The organism is Kangiella koreensis DSM 16069 (genome assembly GCF_000024085.1).
Taxonomy (GTDB): Bacteria; Pseudomonadota; Gammaproteobacteria; order Enterobacterales; family Kangiellaceae; genus Kangiella; species Kangiella koreensis.
In genome coordinates this window covers 330644-353890 of sequence record NC_013166.1, presented here as the reverse complement: position 1 = coordinate 353890, position 23247 = coordinate 330644, and the positions used below count along the sequence as shown (strand labels likewise).

Below are 23247 nucleotides of genomic sequence, written 5' to 3'. Positions count from 1 at the left end.
AACCGTCATCTTAGTGAAACCAAAGCTTCATTGAATCCCACATACGACCGAAAAAACCGGCCTCTTCTACATTATCTAAAGCCACCAGCGGCATCCGTTTAATCTCTTTATCGCCTACTTTAAAGAAGACTTCACCGACTACCTGGCCACGACGAATAGGAGCCATCAATTGTGACTGGATGGTGTAATTGGCTTGAATTTGATCTTTTTGGCTTTTAAGTAGCGTTAACCCCGCATCCTGAGCTAAGCCAACCTTTACTTCTTCTTCCGCGCCCTTCCATACTCTCGCCGTGCGTAGACTTTGGCCTGCTTTAAATGGTTTGATGTTGGTATAGAAGCGAAAACCAAAATTAAGTAACTTGCGGGTCTCTGCGGCTCTTTCAGCTTCGCTATCAGTACCCATTACAACCGAAATTAAACGCATATCTTCTTTTTCAGCCGACGACACCAGACAGTAACCTGCCTCTTCCGTATGGCCCGTTTTTAGACCATCAACGTTAAGAGTTGGGTCACCTAGCAATCCATTTCGATTAGCCTGCTTAATACCGTTGTAAGTAAACTCTCGTTCAGCGTAAAGCTTATAGTCTTCAGGGAAATCACGAATCAGAGCTCGCGCCAAAATAGCCAAGTCTCGAGCCGTCGTTACATGCCCTTCAGCTGGCCAGCCTGTACTGTTCTCAAAATGTGTATCCTTCATGCCGAGCTTTGCCGCATATTGATTCATCAAATCAGCAAAGGCTCCTTCTGTGCCGGCAATATGCTCTGCCATCGCAATACTGGCATCGTTACCTGACTGAATGATTATTCCGCGATAAAGGTCTTCGACGCGAACGTATTTGTTCACCTCAATAAACATTAATGAACCGCCCTTCAATTTTGGGTTTTGTGCCCAGGCATTTTCACTGACCAAGACTTTATCATCCATGCTCAAATTACCTTTATGTAATTCGTCGCCAATAATATAGCTGGTCATCATTTTGGTTAAGCTGGCTGGTGGTAGCTTCTGGTCGGCATTATTCTCCATAATAATTTGACCGGTATCATAATCCATCAATAAATAAGAACGGGCATCAACATTGGGTTTACCCGGTTGTATTGCAGCATTTGCAACATTAGCCACGAAGGCCAAAATGAATCCAGCAGACAGTAAGATTTTTAGCGTTTTTTCTTGAAAAGACATTGGCGTAACAATCCCAGGAGTTTATAAAGTAATAAGTTATTCAGTAACAACTTTTGCTGTGCCAAAGTTGTACTCGTTTAATTGGCGTAAAATATTTTCAGCAGTGCGTGCATCGCGCAAAGGCCCAATACGAACCCGTTGCAACTTCTGGCCATTCACATCGACTGAACTGGTACTAATCGGTTGCCCAAAGTGATCGCGTAAACGGGCCGCTAAAGTATCAGCTCTCAGCGGATCGGCAAAAGCACCTACCTGCACAAACAACTGAGCATTATCTTTCTGCTCTTCCATTGGCGGTAACTCTAACTCGCCAGCTTGTGCTAATCGAGCTGAGCTAACCTGGCCCGTATTCCGTGGTGAAGCTAATACTTCGACTTCTACACGCGCCGTGCCTTGCGCTTGATAGCCGAGTTTTTTTGATGCCGCATAAGATAAGTCGATAATACGATTCTTCTTAAAAGGCCCACGATCATTAATCTTCACGATCACTGACTGGCCATTATCTAAATTGGTTACCCGCGCGTAACTGGGTAAAGGTAGCGTTTTATGAGCAGCCGTGAATTGGTACATATCATACACTTCACCTGACGAAGTACGACGACCGTGGAATTTCTGACCATACCAGCTGGCGACACCGACATCTTTATAACCATCACCTGAGTCCTTCACATGATAGACCACGCCATCCACTTCATAATAAGGAGGATTACCTAAACCGCTTTTAACTTCAACCTTAGGAGTTGGTTCAGCTATGGGCCCGTCGGTTAATGGTCCTGCGCTTCCGTCCGGTGCATAATCAGGACGCAAACGATCTGCCGGACTACCGTACTCATACTCATACTCTTCCGCTGGTGGCGTGCTAGTACAGGCAGATATCAATAACAAACCCAGGCTTGCTAACAACAACTTGCTGGAAGTTAAAACATTTTCAGTGGTCATTTTCGTTATCACAACAAATTCTCAACTTTTCTCAATAAATTTAGATTACTCAACTTCGACCAACTTTTGCTTAGCATGTTCCACAGCATCTTTAATTTCCAAACTGAGCTGGTGGACCGCCATCGCATACAAAGGACTGCGATTATAACGAGTAATAACATAAAAATTGTTGAAGCCTAGCCAAAATTCTTCTTTTGTTTCTTGTTTAAAGGCATAAATACCAGCGACATCGGTGTCTTTCAGAGTCCCTTCATACTCGAGGCCAGCCTGCTTCATCTGACCAATTGTAAACTGTGGCTTGAGTTTATCGTTGCGAAATTGTTCCACTAATTTAGCATCAGGCATCGACAGGTATTCTGCTACTGGCTCACCCATGCGCCAGCCATGTACGTGGAAATAATTCGCCACACTACCAACCGCATCGTCGATATTGTCAAATAAATTAATATTGCCGTCGCCATCGAAATCAACCGCATAATGGCGATATGAGGTTGGGATAAATTGCCCCATGCCCATCGCACCAGCATAAGAACCTTTTGGAGTTGCTAAATCCCACCCCTGCTCACGAGCCAAGACAAAATACTCTTCTAACTCACCAGCGAAAAACGCACCACGTTTCGGATAATGGAAAGCCAAAGTAGCAATCGCATCAACTACCGGGAAACTTCCCATAACCCGACCATAGCGGGTTTCAACGCCAATAATGGCGGTAATAATTTCTGCTGGCACTTGATATTTTTCTTCTGCGCGCTTCAAAGTTTCTTCATGCTCAAGCCAAAACTCAACACCTTGTTTGATACGTTTTTGCTCGATAAATATTGGGCGATATTCATACCAATCCTTACTTTCAGCAGGCCGACTGATGGCATCTAATATACTTTGACGAACTTCCACTTTATCTAAAACCATCTGTACATAGTCTTCAGTAAAGCCGTGTTTTTTATGCATGTAAGCAGCGAATGCTTTTGCCTCAGTAGGTGCCTTATCTAAATCAGAGTTCGCATTCGCAGCCGCACCTGAGAATACGCAGGAAATAGTCAATACCAATGAGTTGAAATGCCTTCTTATACTTGCTTTCATAAAGCCTCGCTTCAAAATTAAGTAGAGTGCAGCCGTCGATGGGTTTGTATTGACATTAATATGCCAAAGGCTGCCATCAGGGTGACGATGGAAGTACCACCGTAACTGATTAAGGGCAATGGTAGCCCGACTACCGGCAACAAACCACTGACCATGCCTATATTTACAAAAATATAGATAAAGAACGTCAAGATCAGTGACGCGCCTAATAATCGACTAAAAGTTTCCTGCCCTTGCAAGCTGATATATATACCTCGGACAATGACAAAGGCATATAGTGCCAACAACAGAACGATACCTACCAGGCCAAATTCTTCACCGATCACGGCAAAGATAAAATCGGTGTGGCGTTCGGGTAAAAATTCCAGCTGCGACTGTGTGCCGTTGAGCCAGCCTTTGCCATAAATACCACCAGAGCCGATAGCAATCTGGGACTGAATAATATGATAGCCCGCGCCGAGCGGGTCACGCTCAGGATTAAGGAAGGTTAAAACTCGGCCTTTCTGGTAATCGTGCATCACGAAATACCACATGAGTGGTATTAGGACTGCCGCCAATAATAATGCTCCCGCAATATAGCGCCAGCGAATCCCTGCAAAGAAGACCACAAACAATCCAGAAGCCGCGATCAATAAGGAGGTTCCTAAATCAGGCTGTAGCATAATTAACACCACTGGCGTTAATACCAACACAATACTTCCAACAGTTTGCAAAAAATTGGGAGGCAAAGCTTTTTCGGCAAAGTACCAGGCAAGCATTAAAGGCACCGCTAACTTCATAATCTCTGAAGGCTGGAAACGAATACCAATGTCTATCCAACGCTGGGCGCCTTTACTGGATTCACCAAAAAATATAACCGCTAACAGAAATATAATGCCTACTGTGTATAAAGCAGGTGCCCATTGCCTAAATGTTCGTGGCTCAAATTGAGCAAGTACAAACATCACCACTAGTCCTGCACCAAAGCGTACGGCCTGTCGCTTGACCAGAGCCAGACTTTCTCCACCAGCGCTATAAACCGCCAACAAACTAAACGCCATCAACAACATAATACCCAGCAACAATGGCGCATCAATGTGCCAGCGCCACAATAAACTGTATCGCTCTTTATGGCTGTTTGCGCTACTACTGAGTAGTGACATTGCTTGCATCCTCTGATTGTTGCTCGGAGTCTTCCAACAAATAATAATCCATCAATTCACGCGCTATCGGAGCTGCATTACTGCTACCGCCACCTGCGTTTTCCATCACTACCACCAGCGCAATTCGTGGACTATCAAACGGCGCGTAACCAATAAACAAAGCATTATCATGAAATTTCTTTTCTAGTGTTTCGGCATCATATTCTTCATCTTCGGCAATACTTTTCACCTGTGCAGTTCCCGTTTTGCCTGCTGCTTCATAAGCTGTATCGGTAAAAGCACCGCGAGCAGTACCTTTCGCTCCGTGGACCACATCATGCATACTTTGCTTAACCAGATCCAACCACTGCCCATCGCCGACTTCAATTTGATGATAAGCCATGACTGGTACATTTTGCTCATGGATAGCACCATCGACAAATTCTTTAACCAACTGTAATTGGTAACGAATACCATCATTGGCGAGAACTGCCGTGGCATTTGCTAACTGCAATGGGGTCGCTGTCCAATAGCCCTGGCCAATCCCAATATTCACAGTATCTCCGTTATACCAGGGTTCCTTACGCGTAGTACGTTTCCACTCACGAGAGGGCATAATGCCAATTTTCTCTTCTTCCATATCAATGCCGGTTTTCTGCCCAAAACCAAACTGCATCATGCCTTCATTAATTCGGTCGATACCGATTCGTACTGCAAGGTCATAAAAGAAGGTGTCGCAAGATTCAACAATTGAGCCAGCAACATCCATAAAGGGAGCGTGTCCCCACGCCTTCCAGTCGCGGTAACGACGATCATTGTTGGGCAATGAAAACCAGCCGGGGTCACGGACTTTGGTTTGTGGCGTAATCACACCTTCTTTAAGTCCGAGCCATGCCAGATGTGGCTTAATGGTTGAAGCAGGAGCATAAGTTCCCTGTACCGCGCGATTATAGAGAGGCCGGTCTGGGGTCAGTAACTTCTGATAGTCGCTACTGGAAATACCACCGGTAAATAGGTTGGGATCATAGCCAGGCTGACTGACCATAGCTAATACACCGCCAGTTGACGGCTCCACAGCCACAATAGCACCACTAGCATCAACCTCTTTCAGCAGTTGTGTTGCTTTGCGCTGCAAATCCAAATCCAAATGTAGATAAATATCCATACCGGTAACGGGATCGGTTCGTTCCAGTACTCGAATAATCCGGCCACGCACATCGGTTTCGACTCGCTGGCTGCCGACTTCGCCATGCAAAATATTTTCGTAATAACGCTCTAAACCCAGCTTACCCATTTTGGATGTTGCGGCATAACGTAATCGCGTTTCCTCATCCATAGCCTCTAGCTCTTGTACGTTGATTGCACCCATACGACCCAGTACATGAACCAGTTCTTCGCCATAGGGATAATAACGCTCGAGCCGTGCCTCAAGACTAGCGCCAGGATACATATGCTGAACTACAGAGAACTTGGCCACTTCATCTTCGGTAAGATTTGATTTTAAAACGTAGGAGTTAAACTTGGGACGAAACTTGATTTGCTCTAAAAACTTTAAGACCTGTTCATCACTAATGGTTAAAACTGTTCTTAGCTCATTAACTAATTGCGGCAGATCTTTGGTTTGTTCCGGTGTGATTTCGAGGGTGAATATTGAACGGTTTTGCGCGAGCAGCTTACCATGGCGATCGTAGATTAAGCCACGCACCGGTGCTATCGGCTGGATACTAATACGATTATTTTCTGATTGAGTTTGATACTTCTGGTAATCAATGACTTGTAATTTGAACTGGCGGCTGATCAATACCACCAACAGAATAAAAACAATAAACAAAGCCACGATGCAACGCGCGAAAAACATGGAAGTTTCGCGACCGACGTCTTTTATGGCTTGTCGTTTATACATACCTTATGGACTAACACCAGCTGAAATAATTTCATATCCCATTCATTAATCTTGGATCGACATTCCCAATCAATCTTTCGGCCTTACTTACAATGACACTACTTACTTTGCACGCTTATCCCGATAACACCCATTCTCTACGAGACTCACTCCCTGTGAGGCTTATTCCCTATGAGACTTATTCCCGATGATAAGGATGATTCACCGTCACAGACCAGGCGCGATAAAGCGACTCAGCGACAATAATACGCACCATCGGATGCGGAAATGTTAGAGCCGACAATGACCACTTCTGATTGGCACGTGCCAGACACTGTTCTGATAAGCCTTCGGGGCCACCAACTAACAGTACCACATTCGGATAATGCTGTTGCCAATGCTCAATCTGTTGCGCCAATTGTGAGGTTGAAAATGATTTACCTTTTACATCCAGTGCAATCACCCAGTCGCCGGATTGAATTTGCTCCAACAGCGAGCGACCTTCTTTTTCAGTAATCCGTGCAATGTCCGCGTTCTTGCCACGCTTTTCAGCCGGCACTTCGACCAGCTCAAGTTTAAAGTCATTGGGAAATCGTTTGGCGTATTCCTGAAAACCCTGCTCAACCCAAGCCGGCATTTTCTGGCCAACGGTTAATAGACGAACCTGCATCCTAAGGAGAGTTCTTACTTAATGCTGTGCGCTGACTTCTTTCCAGTTGGGGTCCCACAATTTTTCCAACTGATAAAAATCGCGAGTTTGCGGCATCATGATATGGGCCACAACATCACCTAAATCAACCAGCACCCACTCTGCCACATCATCGCCTTCAACCCCTAATGGTTGAACCCCTTCATCTTTAACGCTTGAAACAAGGTTATGGGCTACCGATTTGACGTGGCGGCTGGAAGTACCGCTCGCTATGATCATGTAATCAGTCACTGAACTAAGACCTTTTACATTGAGTACTTTGATATCTTTGGCTTTACTGCCTTCTAACTGGTCAACAACCAGATCTTTCAATTGCTCCGCTTCCATTAATTACCTTTGGGTGAATGTGTTTGATAGCCATAGAGGCCATGCTGTTGAATGTAGTCTAGTATAACATCAGGTAATAAAAAACGCGGTGAAAATCCGCTTTTTATTTGCTCACGAATATAGGTTGAGGAAATGTCCAACTGTGGCATTTCGCAAAAACCTATCCTACCGCATGAGTAATGCGCCAAGTCTTCTGGCTTACTGACCTTGTGCGCCTGATACAGTTCAGCAACAGGCCCTTGTTGTGGCAGCTCACTACTGGGGCGCCCCACCACTAAAATATTGCTTAGTTCTAACAGTTCCTGCCAATGATACCAGCTGTCGAGTTTAGCAAAGGCATCCGTTCCCATCAGGAAAATCAATGGGTTATCACCAATCTCTAAACGAATGTTCCGTAAAGTAACCACACTATAGCTCGCCTCTTCGCGCTCCAGCTCTCGGCTATCAAGATGAAAACTTGGGCTAGCACGTAATATTAAATCGAGCATTTCTATGCGTTGCTCAGTAGTTGCACCAGGAGTCGGGCGATGGGGAGGATAAGCCGCCGGCATTAAAGATACTTGCGCTTCAGGAAAGCGATTCAGCATTTCCTGCGCCATGCGTAGGTGGCCTAAATGCACTGGATCAAAGGTGCCACCAAGAATGATATGAACCATGCCACAGCTGGTACTCATAACTAATTCATTCCTAAGGACTTTTTCAGATCGGATAAACCTTGTTCTGCTGTAACCTTCGGCGCTGACGCTTTAGATGCTGCAGGTTTAGCACCACTTCCTCGTAACGGATTGCGATTGGTCATCAAACACACCACATGTGCCAGTTCCTGCCAGACATCGGCATCCGCCTGACCCTTTGCTGACTTATCAAGATAGGTTAGCCGTTGAACCAAGGCATACCATTTTTTAACACTGCCTTTGCCCATGGCCACTTGCAGAATTTTCTGTCGCTTTGGCCAGACTCGCTGACTCTGCATGATATTCGCCAGTGTTTCACCCTTAGCCATTTTTTCAGCCCAGTCCGCCAGTAGCTGGCATTCACGCAACAGTTGATTAATGGGTACTAATGGATAAACGCCTTCGGCCTGCAAGGTGGCCAACATGCGCAAAGCACGATCAGTTTGCCCGCTAAGACAGGCATCCGATAATTCATAGACAGAATAGCGCGCATTATCACCAACGTATTCTTTAATATTGTGCGAACTGACTGGCTGTCCATCGGACAACAAGGACAACATCTGCAAATCCTGCTGCGCTGCCAAAAGATTGCCTTCACAACGCTCAATCAGTGTCGCCAAGGCATCAGGCTCTAATGCCACTCCAAGTTTGCGTGCCCGTGTCGATAACCAATTACCCAGTCGCTCAGCCGGCACCGGCCAGGCTTCTACCACCAAGCCTTTCTGCTCAACAGTTTTATACCAGGCTAAGCGTTTTTCAGAGGAAAGTTTTGGCGCAGTGATCAGCAGTACATCCTGCGGTTCACTGTTGATAAAAGATTGGATAAATTCGCCGTGCGCTTTTTTGATACTTTTATCAAAGCGCCATTCAAGCAACCGACTCTCAGCGAATAAAGACATGGTACCGGCTTGGTCAGTCAGCGGATTGCTGGTTCCAGCTTCTTCAATAATTTGTCGTTCGAGCAGACCCTGTTGTTTGCAATAAGCGCGAATAGCATCAACTGCTTCCATCTTTTGCAAAGGCTCATCCCCAGCAACCAGATAAACCGGATACAGTGTATTAAGGTTTTTTTCCAGCTGTTCGGGATAAATTTTCACGCTTTACGATTTCTCCTAGCGACTCACAGTGCCAGCAATCTGCAATAATAAGCGACCAATCACTTCTTCGTGCATGTCAGCAATTAAACGCTGTTGCTCACGCTCCTGCCCAGACTCCAGGTTGCGCTCATAGGCAAACTCACGACGACTGGTCATGCGCTGCGTTTCTGGCTCTTGCTCGGTAACCATTTCAGGTGTCAACATTTGATACTCTAAACTAAAAATCAATTCCAGTTCTGCAGCACGACCTAAACTGTCCCGAGCGACGGTGCGACGCTCAACACCATAATTGACAATCGCCAGTTGCAGCTCAGATTGTTCAGGCTGTGCAACCAATTCAGCGCCCTGATAGGCAAGACGTTGTTGAAGGCGACGCTCAAAATTCGCGTTCATGTCCTGACTGATCAACCAGACCTTAGTGTTGGATAATTCAGCGCCCTGTCCACGCAATTGGAAACCGCAAGCACTCAGACCAATGACTGCAATCATCAATAGTAAGCTTAGATTTAATTGCTTCATCACTATCTTCCTTTGGTTTCATTAATCATTCGCTGTTCTAATGTTTAGCAGCTCATTAATTAGTAACAATGTTCACCAGTTTACCTGGCACCACAATCACTTTGCGAACCGTATTATCAGCAATAAACTTCTGCACATGCTCATCGGCCATCGCCAGCTTTTCGACTTCATCTTTGCTCGCATCAGCTGCAACGGTAATCTTGGCACGAACCTTACCGTTAACCTGGACGATGATCAGCTTTTCGTCCTGCACCATGGCAGATTTATCCGCTGTTGGCCAATCCGCATCGACCACATCAACACGCTCTTCATTAACCAGCCCACCTAGCGACTGCCATAAGACAGTACAGATATGTGGCACAATAGGCGCCAACATGGCTACTGCCGCATCCAACGCTTCCTGTACTACCGCACGATCCTGCTCGCTTGACTCTTCGGCTTTGCTGACATGATTGAGTAATTCCATCACCGCAGCAATCGCTGTATTAAAGGTATAGCGACGTGCATAATCGTCAGTGACTTTCGCAATTGTCTCATGAGTTTTACGGCGTAGCGCTTTTTGATCATTGTTCAAGCTTGTCACATCCAGCTTCGCCACTTGCCCTTTTTGCTGATGACTCTGCACCAGTTTCCACAGACGACGCAAGAAACGTAGCGAGCCTTCAACCGCTGAATCCTGCCACTCAAGCGCCTGATCCGGCGGCGAAGCAAACATGGTGTACAGGCGCATAGTATCAGCGCCATATTCATCGACCATAGACTGTGGGTCGATACCATTATTCTTGGACTTCGACATTTTGGTCATGCCAGCATGAGTGACCTCACGACCTTCGCTGTCCACTGCTTTAGTAATACGGCCTTTATCATCACGCTCGACCACTTCAACTTCAAGCGGTGAGACCCAGTGACGGGCACCTTTGTCATCGGTGTAATAGAAGGCATCAGCCAACACCATGCCCTGACACAACAACTGTTTAGCCGGCTCATCAGAATTGACCAGACCTGCATCGCGCAATAATTTGTGGAAGAAACGGAAATACATCAGATGCATGGTGGCATGTTCGATACCACCAATATATTGATCCACTGGCAGCCAGTAATTGGCCTGCTCAGGATCTAACATACCCTCGTCATAACCAGTGCTGGTGTAACGCGCGTAATACCAGCTCGACTCCATGAAGGTGTCAAAGGTATCGGTTTCACGAACACCTTCAACACCATCAACAATCGCTTTTTTCCACTCTTCATCGGTGTTCAATGGGCTGGTCACGCCATCCATCACCACATCTTCTGGCAAACGGACTGGAAGTTGATCTTCCGGTGCAGCAACCACCGAACCATCCGGCATATTAACCATCGGAATCGGCGCCCCCCAGTAACGCTGACGGGAAACACCCCAATCACGCAGGCGGTAATTGACCGTCTTCTTGCCCTTGCCTTCGGCTTCTAACTTCGCGGTAATAGCAGCAAATGCTTTTTCAAAATCCAGGCCATCGAACTCGCCCGAATTAAACAGAACACCTTTCTCGGTATGTGCCTGTTCGCTGATATCCAGCTCGGAACCATCGGCAGGCTTGACCACTGGCGCAATATCGATGCCGTATTTGGTCGCGAATTCATAATCACGCTGGTCATGCCCCGGAACCGCCATCACAGCGCCGGTGCCATAATCCATCAATACAAAATTTGCCACCCACACCGGCACTTTTTTGCCGCTTAATGGGTGAATCGCATAAACTCCAGTTGGCATCCCTTTCTTTTCCATGGTCGCCATGTCTGCTTCAGACATTTTGCTGTGCTTGCACTCATCAACGAAGGCCGCCAACTCAGAATTACTTTTCGCTGCTTTAGTGGCAAGCGGATGGGCGGCAGCGACTGCCAGATAGGTTACGCCGTATAGGGTGTCAGGACGCGTCGTATATACGTGCAACGGCTCAATGCCATTGCCATTTTCGCTTTCATCGCCTGTCTCTACAGAGAATTCAACCTCAACCCCTTCCGAGCGGCCAATCCAGTTGCGCTGCATGGTCTTAACCATCTCAGGCCAGCCATCCAGCTTATCCAGATCATTCAACAATTCTTCTGCGTAGGCAGTGATTTTAATAAACCACTGCGGAATTTCTTTCTGCTCAACCGGCGTATCACAGCGCCAGCAGGCACCATCAACCACCTGCTCATTCGCAAGCACCGTCTGGTCATTCGGACACCAATTGACCGATGAGGTCTTCTTATAGACCAGTCCCTTCTCATACAGCTTGGTGAAGAACCACTGTTCCCAGCGATAATACTCTGGCTTACAGGTCGCCAGCTCGCGATCCCAGTCGTAAGCAAAGCCCAGCATTTTCAGCTGACCTTTCATGTATTCGATATTTTCATAGGTCCAGGGCGCAGGCGATGCCTTATTCTTAACCGCCGCATTCTCCGCAGGCAAACCAAACGCATCCCAACCAATCGGCTGCAACACATTCTTGCCCTGCATCCGCTGGAAACGCGAAATCACATCACCAATGGTATAGTTACGCACATGACCCATGTGCAAACGACCACTCGGATAGGGAAACATGCTCAGGCAGTAATACTTCTCACGGGAAGCATCTTCCACCGCTTTAAAAGTCTTATTCTGTTCCCACTTTTGCTGGATTTTTCCTTCAATTTCAGAAGGTTGATAATGTTCTGGTAGAGATTGTTCTGATAGTTGCATTGCTTGCAGATTCTTGAATTAATGACTCGTTACAGGCCCATCGCTACGGCCCACCGACACAAGCCTCTAAGGATACCTGAGTGACCCAATCGCAACAAGCGCAAATCCCCGTAAAATGAAGGTTTTAGCGGGATTTAATAACATCAGAATGACGCGGTCGAATAGTTGCGAGCTTATTGCATGGTCATGGTACATCGCCCAACCCGTTCCACAGTATCGGGTCAAAAAACATAATATACTTACCCCACTGATCACATTAATTCGGACAGGTGCTATGGATATGGATTCAGGTTTGCCCTCTTTATTTAACTTCTCCTCTAATGAGTCTGTGCAAAGGAGCGACAAAAGACTCTATTGGTTGAGAATATTGAGTCTTATCAGCGCAGTATTCTGCGTCCCGATTGTTAGTGCTACCTGCACAGCCCCTTCGGGTGTTGCCCCACCTCCCGGTGTCTGGGATGCTCATATGAACGAAATTGTTAATATGGGCACTCTCCAGCGTGCCGACTTTCAGATTGGTGATCAGGTCATCTACCGTATTCGCAAGCGTGGGGATGAAGGCACCAGAGATCCGATGCTCGAACGATTGCGGTCAATTGCTCCAGCGCTCAAAGAACTACAAGCCTACTTTGCCACCCCGCCAGATCGAGCGGTGTTATTGGTTGAAAGCGAACTTGATCTTCTGGGCGATACCTTAGCTTTCACGCAATGTGCTAAAAAAGATGAAAAACATGATCTATCAAATTACGTTGATGAGGGTGAAGACCTTGATGTTAAATTACCGGAAGGATTGTGTCTGATTGTGGTTCGTCCGCACACCATCGTTGGTGAACGAAAGACCCGTTTTGCGTTGGCTCATGAGTGGATGCATAGCATGCAGAATGGCGCCTATAGACCAGCAATGAGAGAACTGTGGTGGGTAGAAGGTGCCGCAGAATGGGCTGCACACAAGGTTGTCCCGGGCGCAACCGAACGTGACAACAAGATTGAACAATTTTTCGAACGTCAGCCGGAATGCTCGCTCACCCAGCACAGCTATGATGCCCAACCCTTCTTTTTCTGGGGTGATCAGCAATTTGATACCAGCTGGGGGATTTCCCTCGGCATGGGCGGGCGTGAATACCTGAAGGAGCCACGCCGCGCTGCCGAAATTCTGCCGCCGGAGCGCTGGCTGGATTGGGCAATTGCTCAGGCTGAGCAAACCATAACCATGCCGGATGGTCGCCCACTACCGTTTCAGGCAGAGGTCGAATCGCTGGAGCTTGGCGAAACCTGTGGCGCCAAAATTGAAGGACCACCACTATCAGTTCAATTGCGGGAAGTTACATTTCCAGAGGGCTCAGCATCACCATTAACTATCGCACCCGGTGACGCACAGCTCGCCTACAAAGACTCAGAGGACAACTGGATTAGGGTGACAGAAACGGTGGAACTGGAACCATCAAGCTCCCCGGTTTTATTCGCAACTATCATGCCCTCCGGCGATGATTTAAATGTCAATCTCACGCTGGACAACACCAATGGTTTAACCTGCGGCTGTCATATCGGCCGTTGGACGGAAGTGGCAACAGCCGACCCTGAAGCAGAAGATACTTTCGACGGTGCGCTTGAGGCGATTGAAATGTACCGAGCAATGGTTCCCCCCGAGCAGCTTGCAGACCTGGAAAAAGCCAAACGAATGATCGAAGCAGCAGATACCAAGGATAGATTTCGATTCAGGGGTGCCGCCAAACAAATATTCGAGATGGACGGCGGAACAGTAACCTTCGATAACGACGGCCCGATCGTGACTCTAGCAAGAGGCGGCTCATTCATCATCGAAGACCCACACATGATGAGCGATGGCAAAACCACTGTTGATTACAACACCTACACCCACTCCGGTCTTTGGAAAATTGAAGATGGGATTCTCAAGATTGATCTTCAAAAATTTACTTATGAAGGAACTGCTGAAGGGCCATTATCAGATGGACCACAAGAGATTTCAGGTAGCAACAAACATTCATCTTATGTCGGTGGTGGCGGTGATTGGGTTGTATCCTGTCAGGAAACAGGTATAAAGCTCGTTCCAGCTTATGAAGGGGAGCGCGGCCCAGGCCGCGATGCGGTATTAAGACCGCATTAACTATTCGGCCAAAACGGCCTACCTGCCTTCTATAGATACCTGTCGGTATCAAATCGTAACCCCTTACAAGATTACGGTGGAATGAGAAGTATGACAGGAGTTTAAAGTTATTAAATGTAATGTGCGTCGTGACTTAGACCCTGCTCTAGGAATGCCATAAACTAAATCAAACTTATAAATTCTAACGGTGCGTCACGACGCACCCTACTGATCAACTTTCAACTTTTTATACCAGTCATCATCGCGTAGATTAACAGGACACCATCGTTTAACTGACCCTACCCCTAACCCCACGAGTTCTGCAAAATACATGAACATAAGATCTGTAAATCCACTATACAGAACCCAGCTCAGATCCGTGTTATCTTTCAGCTCATCAATAATAGGTCTTAAGGGTGACTTTGTATGAACCTGCTTTTCTCTTGAGACTATTTGAACTGTCTCTGCGATGCTTTCTCCATAGTGAAACATTTTATTTCTTAACTCTACTATTAGTTCCGCTGTGCCAATTGAAACCTTTAGCTTTTCACTAACTTTCTCTTTACGCAATTTATTACCATCGAATAATGCTTCTAATGCAACGAAGCCATTTTGCAGCCTGTCATCAATTACCCCACTATTACCTGCCAACTCAACTAGGAAACGAAAGTATGTTCTATACGAAGGATTTTTAATTACAAAGTTTTTAATCTTTTGGAAGCTGTGCTGTGGGCTATTATTCAGAGGGCTATAACTCACTGTTGAGTGATCGATTAAATTGATATTAACTTTATTGTGCCCAATTTCCGCAAGAAAGCTCAGCTTCTGTCGTAGGTATAATTCAAGAGATATACGCAAAGCTGTCTCGTTGTCACCGTTCAGTTTGCTGTTAAACTCAGCAACTATTATTCCGGCTAAAGTCGGATGACAATTACCAAACGACTTTATCTTAATAGATTGATTTCCTAGAATAATTTTTGTTTTAAACGCTTTTAGACTTTGAGCTGCCCCAATAAACATTAACTGATAGCCTTCTATACTTTGCTTTACTTCAAGCTCGACTTGTAAAATTGACCTAGGTAATTCTAAGTATGCAGCCTCTAAGTTCAAAGTGTGTTCATTGTCTGGTGGTTTAGTCAGCTGCGTGATTAACTGGGGCGGCTGTTCATCAACTGACGTTAGGTAATTAATATAAACATCAGACAGGTGATCTGCTGAGAGCACTCCGGCAGCACTGCTAAAGTAAACATTTTTCAAAGCTATCTCGCTGTGGGAAAAAGCAAGCTTTGCTAAAGAAAAAGAATCGTTTGGTTGCAGTGGAGAGCAATGAAGACGCGTTCGACCATTTACTGGCGAAATTTTTAACTTAACTTTCGCAACACTTCCGGACTTTTTACAGTGTAGCTCCCCTTTACCAGTCAAGTTGAATACAGACATTCTCCTACTCCACAGTTTCTATTACTTCTAAATCACACTCTAAATCTGAATTCCTAGGGTTAGAGTCTGACGAATAACCCTACTTACTACTTTTCTCTATACTTTACAGAAATTATTACAGCTACTAACAGTAAAAGGAACATAAAGCTACGAATAGAAAGGTGAAGATAATAACGAAACGGATCACTGGACAATGCAATTTCTCTCGTGCTTCTCATGGACTCTATCTCTCCATGTAGTACTGCACTAATAACCATCCATCCGTAATATAGAAATAGCACAAGAAAAATCAATGTTCGTATCATTTTCTACCTAAACTACCTTTTCCTTAAAGCAAATGCTGTAATAATTAATAACATCACCAATATCAGCAAACTCCAATACCCATGCTCTCTAAACCAGGTATTGCGGTTTTCAAGCAGGAATGCACCGGCGAGTTCGCTGCTTTGGAAGCGGTCGATCTGGTTGATGACGCGGCCCTTGTCGTCGATGATGGCGGTGATGCCGTTGTTGGTGCTGCGAATAACGGGTAGGCCGGTTTCGATGGCACGCATTTTTGCGATTTGGAAATGTTGAATCGGGCCCCATGATTTGCCAAACCAGGTGTCGTTACTGATGGTGACGATGGCTTTAAATTGGTCTGGGTCTGTGCTGGTGGCCAGTTGCTGCATCAATCCTGAGAAGGCGATTTCATAACAGATTGCTGGCAGATAATCCGCTTTGGCGGTCTTCATTGCAGTTTGCGCGCTACTGCCGGGAGTGAAGCTGGACATGGGTAAATCAAAGAAATCAATCATTCCGCGAATCCATTCGCCTAGTGGAACATACTCACCAAATGGCACTAGCTGTTGTTTTTGATAATCGGCTTGTTGGCTACCAAGCATTTTGATACCGGCATAATATTCATCGCGAGTTTCCAGCATTGGAATGCCTGTGATGAATTGGCTGCCACTGCTTTTTGCCAGCTCATCTAACTCATACAAAATTCCAGGTACCTGTGTATCAAATGCAGGAATAGCCGCTTCAGGCCAGACAATCAGATCGGCTCCCCAATAATTTTCAGTTTGATCAAACAGTCCTTTTACAATCGGCGTAAAGTAATTGCGATCCCACTTTTTATGCTGATCGATATTGGGCTGAATTAATGCGATGGTCAGCGTCTTTTGTTGCGCTGTGTCTTTTTTGACTTCATACAAACTACTGCTTGTTCCCAACATTAAAAGCACGACCATAACCAGTATCGAGTGAGAGCGTGTTTTCTTGTTGTTGTGCGTCAATGCCAATGTAACCAGACAGGCGGTAATCACTAATAAAAAAGTAACACCGTGAACGCCTAAGTAGCTGGCGACACCTAGTAATGGGCCTGACGTTTGCGAATAACCTAAATAGAGCCACGGAAAACTGACAAAACCTGAGCCACGCGCGATATCAAGAATTAGCCAAGCAGTACTGAAGAATATGATTTGCGCGAGCAGGTTATAGCGATTGATAAATCTCGAATTAAACCAGCCGAGCAGGACAAAAAATAAAGAAAGTAAGGCAATAAATAGAATGGTTAATAATACAGCTAACGGCGGTGCAGCATTACCGAATGTATTAATGGACACATAAACCCAGGAAACCCCGACACCGAAATATCCCATGCCATAACTGAAGCCTATAGCCATGGCATATTTCTTTGTTTGTCCGTTCAGTAACCACCAGAAAGTAGCAACGGAGAAGATAGCAACTGGCCACCACTCGAGAGGTGCAAAGCCGAGCGGATAAATTGCGCCTGCGATGAGCGCCAGTGTTAAACCCAGCCAGCCCTGTGGGCTTTTAACCATTGGTATCATTGTTTGTCTCTTAGTTGTTATTTGAATGGGGGTCAGGCTAATCAAGTGCGCGTCACTTTAAAAGCGTTTTCAATCAGGGCTAAAAAATACGGCGTGCCAAAGCACGCCCTATTAACTTACCTGTATGACCATGATATTGCTATATCGGTTGTTTTTAAACTTCAACCGGCGCTCCTATCAGTGGTTTGACGCGCAGCAAGTGAACTCGGCGCTGATCGGCATTGAGTATCGTGAACTCAAACTCACCCATGGCAATGGTTTCATCGCGCTCAGGCATATGACCAAACTTGTTCACTAATAAACCACCAATGGTGTCAAATTCCTGCTCCGGGAAATCGGCTCCCAGACGCTCGTTGAAATCACCGATTTCAGTTTGCGCTTTAACAATATATTCGCCATTGGTGTGTTGCTTAATATTGCTTTCTTCTTCGTCTACATCGAATTCATCTTCAATGTCGCCAACGATTTGTTCCAGCACATCTTCAATGGTAACCAGACCCGATACACAACCGTATTCATCGACCACAATGGCCATGTGATTACGCTTTGAACGAAACTCTGTCAACAATACATCCAGACGCTTACTTTCAGGAATGATGTAGGCTGGGCGCAGTACGTCTTTAATATCAAAAGAGGCGCGCTCGCCATTATCGGAAAAGGCATAGCTCAAGAGTTCTTTGGCTAACATGATGCCTTCAATATCATCTCGATTTTCACCGACCACCGGATAACGGGAATGGCGCGAACCTTTGACCATTGGAATGATTTCTTCCAATGTCATGTCTTCTTGAATTACGGCCATTTGAGAACGAGGAATCATGATGTCGCGCACTTGCATTTCTGCAACCAGCAACACCCCTTCCATCATGGATAAAGAATCGGGTTTGATCAGCTTGTCGTCTTTAGCTGTCCGCAATAAATCGACCAGTTGCTGACGATCCTGTGGTTCAGATGTGAAAATATCAGTAAAACGTTGAAAGAAGCTTCTCGACGGAGGTTTGTCGTCGCTCATAGCAGTTTATCTTGTCCTCATGTTGCCTAAAGTAAATGTCTTAATCGCACACTGAAAACGCTAATCGCGCTCTTGGTAAGGATTTTCAACACCCAGTTGCGCCAAAATCTCTATTTCTAAAGACTCCATTTCCAGCGCTTCATTGTCTTTTATATGATCGTACCCTAGCAAATGCAAGCCCCCATGAACCACCATATGTGTCCAGTGTGAACGCAGTTCTTTTTTCTGTTCGGCGGCTTCTTGCTCAACCACTTCGGCGCAAATGGCCAAATCACCTAAAATTGATAATTCGAGCCCCTCAATACCTTCCGGCATTTCGAAGGGAAAAGACAAAACATTGGTTGGATTGTCCTTACCACGATAGTCGTTGTTTAGTGCCTGGCTTTCTGCTTGTTCAACAACCCGGACGGTCATCTCAAACGGTTGTGCTAAGGTTTTTGCACGCCCAAACTTTGCTGCTTCGACCTCAAAGGCAGTCGCCAACCATTGCTTGATATCGATTTCATCAGGGACTGTCGATGAGTCGCAGGCAACTTGCAGATCCAGATTAAATAGCGGATTAAAGTCCATCATAAGCCTTAATCATTGTCATCTGATGACTGCTGCTTTTTGGCCTGCTTTTGCTCTGCCTTGGCACGCTTGGCTTCTTCACTGACGTCGAAGCTTTCGTAGGCTTGCACGATGCGTTGCACCACCGGGTGGCGCACCACGTCTTTTGATTGGAAGAACGTAAAACTGATACCATCGACTTTTTGCAGAATGTCGATGACGTGACGAAGGCCCGAGCGCTGGCCGCGCGGCAAATCCACCTGAGTAATATCGCCAGTAATAACGGCTTTGGAGTTAAAGCCAATCCGGGTTAGGAACATTTTCATCTGTTCCGGCGTGGTGTTCTGGCTTTCATCGAGAATGATAAAGGCATCATTTAAAGTACGGCCGCGCATATAAGCTAATGGCGCCACTTCAATCACGCTACGCTCCATCAACTTGGCCACTTTTTCAAAGCCAAACATCTCATACAGAGCGTCATATAAGGGACGTAAATAAGGATCAACTTTCTGGGCCAAATCACCCGGCAAGAAACCTAAGCGTTCACCCGCTTCAACTGCTGGGCGAGTTAACAAAATGCGGCGTACTTGCTGCTTTTCCCAGGCATCGACGGCACTGGCAACTGCCAGATAGGTTTTACCGGTACCAGCAGGGCCAATACCAAAACTGATATCATGGTGCTTGATGGCCTGAATATATTGTTTCTGGTTTGGGCTGCGAGGCTTAATTAAACCACGCTTGGTCATCAACTTAACATCATCCGTTTGCGTCTTATCAGTTTGCAGTGATTCCAGATCCGCCGACGCTTCCTGGATCGCCAGATGCACATCGGCGCTGTCCAGACTACGCTTTTTAGTGGTGTCCTGATAAACCGCTTCGATCACCTGACGGGCTGCTGCTACGTGAACGCCTTCGCCAATCACATTAACCTGATTGCCGCGAATGTTCACTTCAACGCCAAGACGTCGCTCGATATGTTTAAGGTGCTCATCAAGGTAGCCACAAAGAGCTGACAAGCGATGATTGTCAGCGGGCTGTAATTCAAACGTCTGATTAGTAAGTTGTGACAAGTACTATCCTTTGTTTTTAAAACGGGCGGTGTAGAACCGGCTCACTGTATTAGTGAACCAGTCCGTCAGTGACAAAGTCACCGCGCAATGAATTTGGGAATGCATCAGTGATAGTCACTTCAGCAAATTTGCCGATCAAGCTATGTGGACCAACAAAGTTAACGATACGATTGTTTTCGGTGCGACCACGCAGCTCCATCGGATCTTTCTTCGACGGCCCTTCAACCAAAACTTTTTGCTTAGTACCGATCATGTTGCGGCTGATCGAAAACGCTTGCTGATTGATGCGCTGCTGGAGAATGGATAGGCGCTGCTTTTTCACATCCATTGGCGTGTCATCCACGATATCGGCAGCTGGCGTACCAGGGCGCGCGCTGTAGATAAAGCTGAATGAATGATCATAGCCAATGTCACCAATCAAATTCATGGTGTCTTCAAAGTCCTGATCCGATTCGCCCGGGAAGCCAATGATAAAGTCTGAAGACATCGAAATATCAGGGCGGATCTGGCGCAATTTGCGAATTTTCGATTTGTACTCAAGCACAGTATGACCACGCTTCATCATCGCCAGCACACGGTCTGAACCGCTCTGCACTGGTAAGTGCAAGTGACTGACCAACTCTGGCACTTCTGCATAAACTTGAATCAGACGCTCAGAGAATTCAACCGGATGCGAGGTTGTGTAGCGAATACGGTCAATGCCATCAATCGCTGCCACATAAGTAATCAATTCAGCTAAATCCGCCGTATCGCCTTCGTGAGTGATGCCACGGTAAGCATTTACATTTTGACCCAGCAGGTTAATTTCACGAACGCCCTGCTCGGCTAATTGCGCGCACTCTGCCAACACATCATCAAACGGACGACTCACTTCTTCGCCGCGGGTGTATGGCACCACACAGAAAGAGCAATATTTTGAACAACCTTCCATCACAGACACGAACGCAGTTGGGCCTTCGGCACGAGGCTCAGGCAAGCGGTCGAATTTCTCAATTTCAGGGAAACTGACATCAACCACGGCTTTTTTCTGGCCACTGGCCTGCATAATCATTTCCGGCAGACGGTGCAACGTTTGTGGTCCAAATATCACATCCACATAAGGCGCACGCTGACGAATGGCTTCGCCTTCTTGCGACGCCACGCAACCACCAACACCAATGATCAAATCAGGGTTGTTCTGCTTCAGGTTTTTCCACTGACCCAGCTGAGAAAAGACTTTCTCCTGCGCTTTTTCACGGATCGAGCAAGTGTTTAGCAACACCACATCAGCCTCTTCCGCTGATGCCGCCGCTTCCAAACCATGAGTTTTATTCAGCAGATCCGACATACGCGACGAATCGTACTCGTTCATCTGACAACCCCAGGTCTTGATAAATAACTTTTTGCTCATGCTTTCAATCACCGCTGTTTGGCACTTTGGCCGTAAAATCAATAAGATAAAACCAGGGTGGTAGACTCTAGCATCTACCACCCCGTATAAAATGGGCGCGAATTATACCATTAGCAAAAGGACATTAGCCAGTAGTGGCTGGCTATTTTTTAGGCAGTTTGAAAACCCTTTGCTGGTCCCGAAAAGTGTCTTTCAATTAAGGCTGCGACAATGTAAACGCCAAAGCCGGTTAATAATGAAATAAAGAATGGAGTCGCCCAGCCGAATACGAATTCTCCCAGAATCCAAATCGTTGCTGCGCTGACCAAGGTCAAGCCTGCGGTAATTTCGCCACCGAAGCGGGTGAACAGCCCAAAAGTGCCGACCACGAAGACACCCGCACTACCGAAAGCGGAGGCCGTAACCACCAGGTCGTAAACCCCTTTAGCATGTAGGGCAATATAATAAGCCAGCCCACCTAATATCACGATACCGATCCGTGCAAACAGAACTTTCTGACGCTCGCTGACCTCATGATTACGCTTGCTTAATGGCACTACAATGTTATGTGATATCAATGAACTGGAAGCTAGCAAGGCGCTGTCCACAGTTGACAGAATTGCTGAAACCAAAGCACCGGCAAACAGAATATAGAGCACAGTGGGCAAATAGGTTTTCGCCAGCTCAGGCAATAACTGTTCTGAGTCGGCCAGATCTGGCATCAAGTTCAAGCCAACCAAACCTAAATAGACAGGGATCAAGCCTACCAGCAAGTATAGGGTTCCACCTTTAAGGGTCGAACTACGCGCTTCTTCAGCACTACGACAAGCAAGCACCCGAGTAATCAGCTCCTGCGTTAACACCGAACCGAATATCGGAATCGACCATGCTTCAAATTTTTGTAGTAATGTGGAGTCTTCTGAGACAAAGCTGAAACGAGCGGCATCCACTGACGCAAGACTGGCATTCGGATCGCCACTGGCAAACACAAAAATACCGAGCAAAACTAATCCCACAATCAAGAATCCTGCTTGAATGACGTCAGTTACTGCCACCGCCAACAAACCACCGAGCATGGTGTAAATAATTACTACTGAGGCCGCAATGGTAATAGCGTATTCAACTTGTAGACCCGAAAGGGATGATAATATCTGGCCAAAAGCACGGATTTGCGCGGCTGCCCACAGCATCGAGGCAGGTACGAGGATAATAACCACCAATTTTTCAATGCGTACTGAATAGCGTTGCTTGAACAAGTCAGCGAAGGTAATGAATTTGCGTTTCCATAAGGGTCTGGCGAAGACAAAGCCCATAAACAGCAAGCACAGGGAGAAGCCAAAGGGGTCGGCGGTGCCGCCCGACAGGCCATTTTCATAGATGGAAGATGCTGCACCGATACAGGTTTCGGCACCAAACCAGGTCGCGAAAATGGTAAATACGGCCAAACTCGGATTTAATCGTCGTCCAGCCAGTAAAAAGTCAGTTTCATTCTTCGGTTTACGCGAAGCCCATAGCCCCACTGCAAACTGAATGAGTACAAAAAAGATAACCCCTAGAACAACAATATTCATGCCCTACTTGCCCTGCCTAAAAGTTAAACAACTAAAGTTCGCAAAATTAATCCTTTTTTACAGAAAACTCC

At 46.3% G+C, this 23247-nt stretch carries 19 protein-coding genes; 1 reads left to right on the top strand and 18 read right to left on the bottom strand.

Annotated features, from left to right (window positions below; all coding sequences use genetic code 11):
• Positions 1-10: 10 nt before the first annotated feature.
• From KKOR_RS01640 to leuS, 11 genes are all read right to left on the bottom strand, one after another.
• Positions 11-1180, bottom strand: a complete 1170-nt coding sequence (locus KKOR_RS01640) for a D-alanyl-D-alanine carboxypeptidase family protein (protein WP_012800269.1) — start codon at positions 1178-1180, stop codon at positions 11-13.
• A 36-nt stretch (positions 1181-1216) separates the two neighbouring features.
• Positions 1217-2119, bottom strand: a complete 903-nt coding sequence (locus KKOR_RS01635) for a septal ring lytic transglycosylase RlpA family protein (RefSeq protein WP_012800268.1) — start codon at positions 2117-2119, stop codon at positions 1217-1219.
• Positions 2120-2164: 45 nt separating this feature from the next.
• Positions 2165-3199, bottom strand: a complete 1035-nt coding sequence (gene mltB, locus KKOR_RS01630; RefSeq protein ID WP_012800267.1) for a lytic murein transglycosylase B — start codon at positions 3197-3199, stop codon at positions 2165-2167.
• 17 nt (positions 3200-3216) lie between these two features.
• Positions 3217-4341: a rod shape-determining protein RodA gene (gene rodA / locus KKOR_RS01625; RefSeq protein WP_012800266.1), complete on the bottom strand. Its 1125-nt coding sequence runs from the start codon at positions 4339-4341 to the stop codon at positions 3217-3219.
• Positions 4325-6223 carry a penicillin-binding protein 2 gene (gene mrdA, locus KKOR_RS01620; protein ID WP_012800265.1) on the bottom strand — a complete coding sequence of 633 codons (1899 nt, stop codon included), beginning with the start codon at positions 6221-6223 and terminating at the stop codon, positions 4325-4327. The genes rodA and mrdA overlap by 17 nt, the downstream gene beginning before the upstream one ends.
• A 178-nt stretch (positions 6224-6401) precedes the next feature.
• Positions 6402-6872: a 23S rRNA (pseudouridine(1915)-N(3))-methyltransferase RlmH gene (rlmH, locus tag KKOR_RS01615; RefSeq protein WP_012800264.1), complete on the bottom strand. Its 471-nt coding sequence runs from the start codon at positions 6870-6872 to the stop codon at positions 6402-6404.
• Between the two features lie 18 nt (positions 6873-6890).
• Complete coding sequence (gene rsfS / locus KKOR_RS01610) at positions 6891-7238, bottom strand: ribosome silencing factor (protein ID WP_012800263.1); 348 nt, start codon at positions 7236-7238, stop codon at positions 6891-6893.
• Positions 7238-7912 (bottom strand): nicotinate-nucleotide adenylyltransferase, encoded by a 675-nt coding sequence (nadD, locus tag KKOR_RS01605; RefSeq protein WP_012800262.1) that lies wholly within the window; start codon positions 7910-7912, stop codon positions 7238-7240. Before nadD ends, rsfS begins: the two co-directional genes overlap by 1 nt.
• 2 nt (positions 7913-7914) lie before the next feature.
• Entirely contained in the window at positions 7915-9009 is a 1095-nt protein-coding gene (holA, locus tag KKOR_RS01600; protein ID WP_012800261.1) for a DNA polymerase III subunit delta, read from the bottom strand.
• Between the two features lie 15 nt (positions 9010-9024).
• Positions 9025-9528, bottom strand: a complete 504-nt coding sequence (locus KKOR_RS01595; protein WP_012800260.1) for an LPS-assembly lipoprotein LptE — start codon at positions 9526-9528, stop codon at positions 9025-9027.
• A 55-nt stretch (positions 9529-9583) separates the two neighbouring features.
• A complete protein-coding gene (gene leuS / locus KKOR_RS01590; RefSeq protein ID WP_012800259.1) occupies positions 9584-12229 on the bottom strand; it encodes a leucine--tRNA ligase in 2646 nt (881 codons plus the stop codon).
• Between the two features lie 280 nt (positions 12230-12509).
• On the opposite strand from leuS, the gene KKOR_RS01585 reads away from it, so the two are divergent.
• Complete coding sequence (locus KKOR_RS01585; RefSeq protein ID WP_228638709.1) at positions 12510-14354, top strand: hypothetical protein; 1845 nt, start codon at positions 12510-12512, stop codon at positions 14352-14354.
• A 204-nt stretch (positions 14355-14558) separates the two neighbouring features.
• On the opposite strand, the gene KKOR_RS01580 is transcribed toward KKOR_RS01585, so the two are convergent.
• The 7 genes from KKOR_RS01580 to KKOR_RS01550 all read right to left on the bottom strand — a co-directional run bounded on the left by KKOR_RS01580 (position 14559) and on the right by KKOR_RS01550 (position 23176).
• Positions 14559-15770, bottom strand: coding sequence for a hypothetical protein (locus KKOR_RS01580; RefSeq protein ID WP_012800257.1), 1212 nt, complete (start codon positions 15768-15770; stop codon positions 14559-14561).
• A gap of 317 nt (positions 15771-16087) precedes the next feature.
• Positions 16088-17596: an apolipoprotein N-acyltransferase gene (gene lnt / locus KKOR_RS01575; protein ID WP_228638706.1), complete on the bottom strand. Its 1509-nt coding sequence runs from the start codon at positions 17594-17596 to the stop codon at positions 16088-16090.
• A gap of 163 nt (positions 17597-17759) precedes the next feature.
• Positions 17760-18617: an HlyC/CorC family transporter gene (locus KKOR_RS01570; protein ID WP_012800254.1), complete on the bottom strand. Its 858-nt coding sequence runs from the start codon at positions 18615-18617 to the stop codon at positions 17760-17762.
• A 60-nt stretch (positions 18618-18677) separates the two neighbouring features.
• Positions 18678-19187 carry an rRNA maturation RNase YbeY gene (gene ybeY / locus KKOR_RS01565; protein WP_012800253.1) on the bottom strand — a complete coding sequence of 170 codons (510 nt, stop codon included), beginning with the start codon at positions 19185-19187 and terminating at the stop codon, positions 18678-18680.
• An 8-nt stretch (positions 19188-19195) separates the two neighbouring features.
• Positions 19196-20236, bottom strand: a complete 1041-nt coding sequence (locus KKOR_RS01560) for a PhoH family protein (protein ID WP_012800252.1) — start codon at positions 20234-20236, stop codon at positions 19196-19198.
• 49 nt (positions 20237-20285) lie between these two features.
• Positions 20286-21626 (bottom strand): tRNA (N6-isopentenyl adenosine(37)-C2)-methylthiotransferase MiaB, encoded by a 1341-nt coding sequence (gene miaB, locus KKOR_RS01555; RefSeq protein ID WP_012800251.1) that lies wholly within the window; start codon positions 21624-21626, stop codon positions 20286-20288.
• A gap of 149 nt (positions 21627-21775) precedes the next feature.
• Positions 21776-23176 carry a sodium:solute symporter family protein gene (locus KKOR_RS01550; RefSeq protein WP_012800250.1) on the bottom strand — a complete coding sequence of 467 codons (1401 nt, stop codon included), beginning with the start codon at positions 23174-23176 and terminating at the stop codon, positions 21776-21778.
• Between the last annotated feature and the right edge of the window lie 71 nt (positions 23177-23247).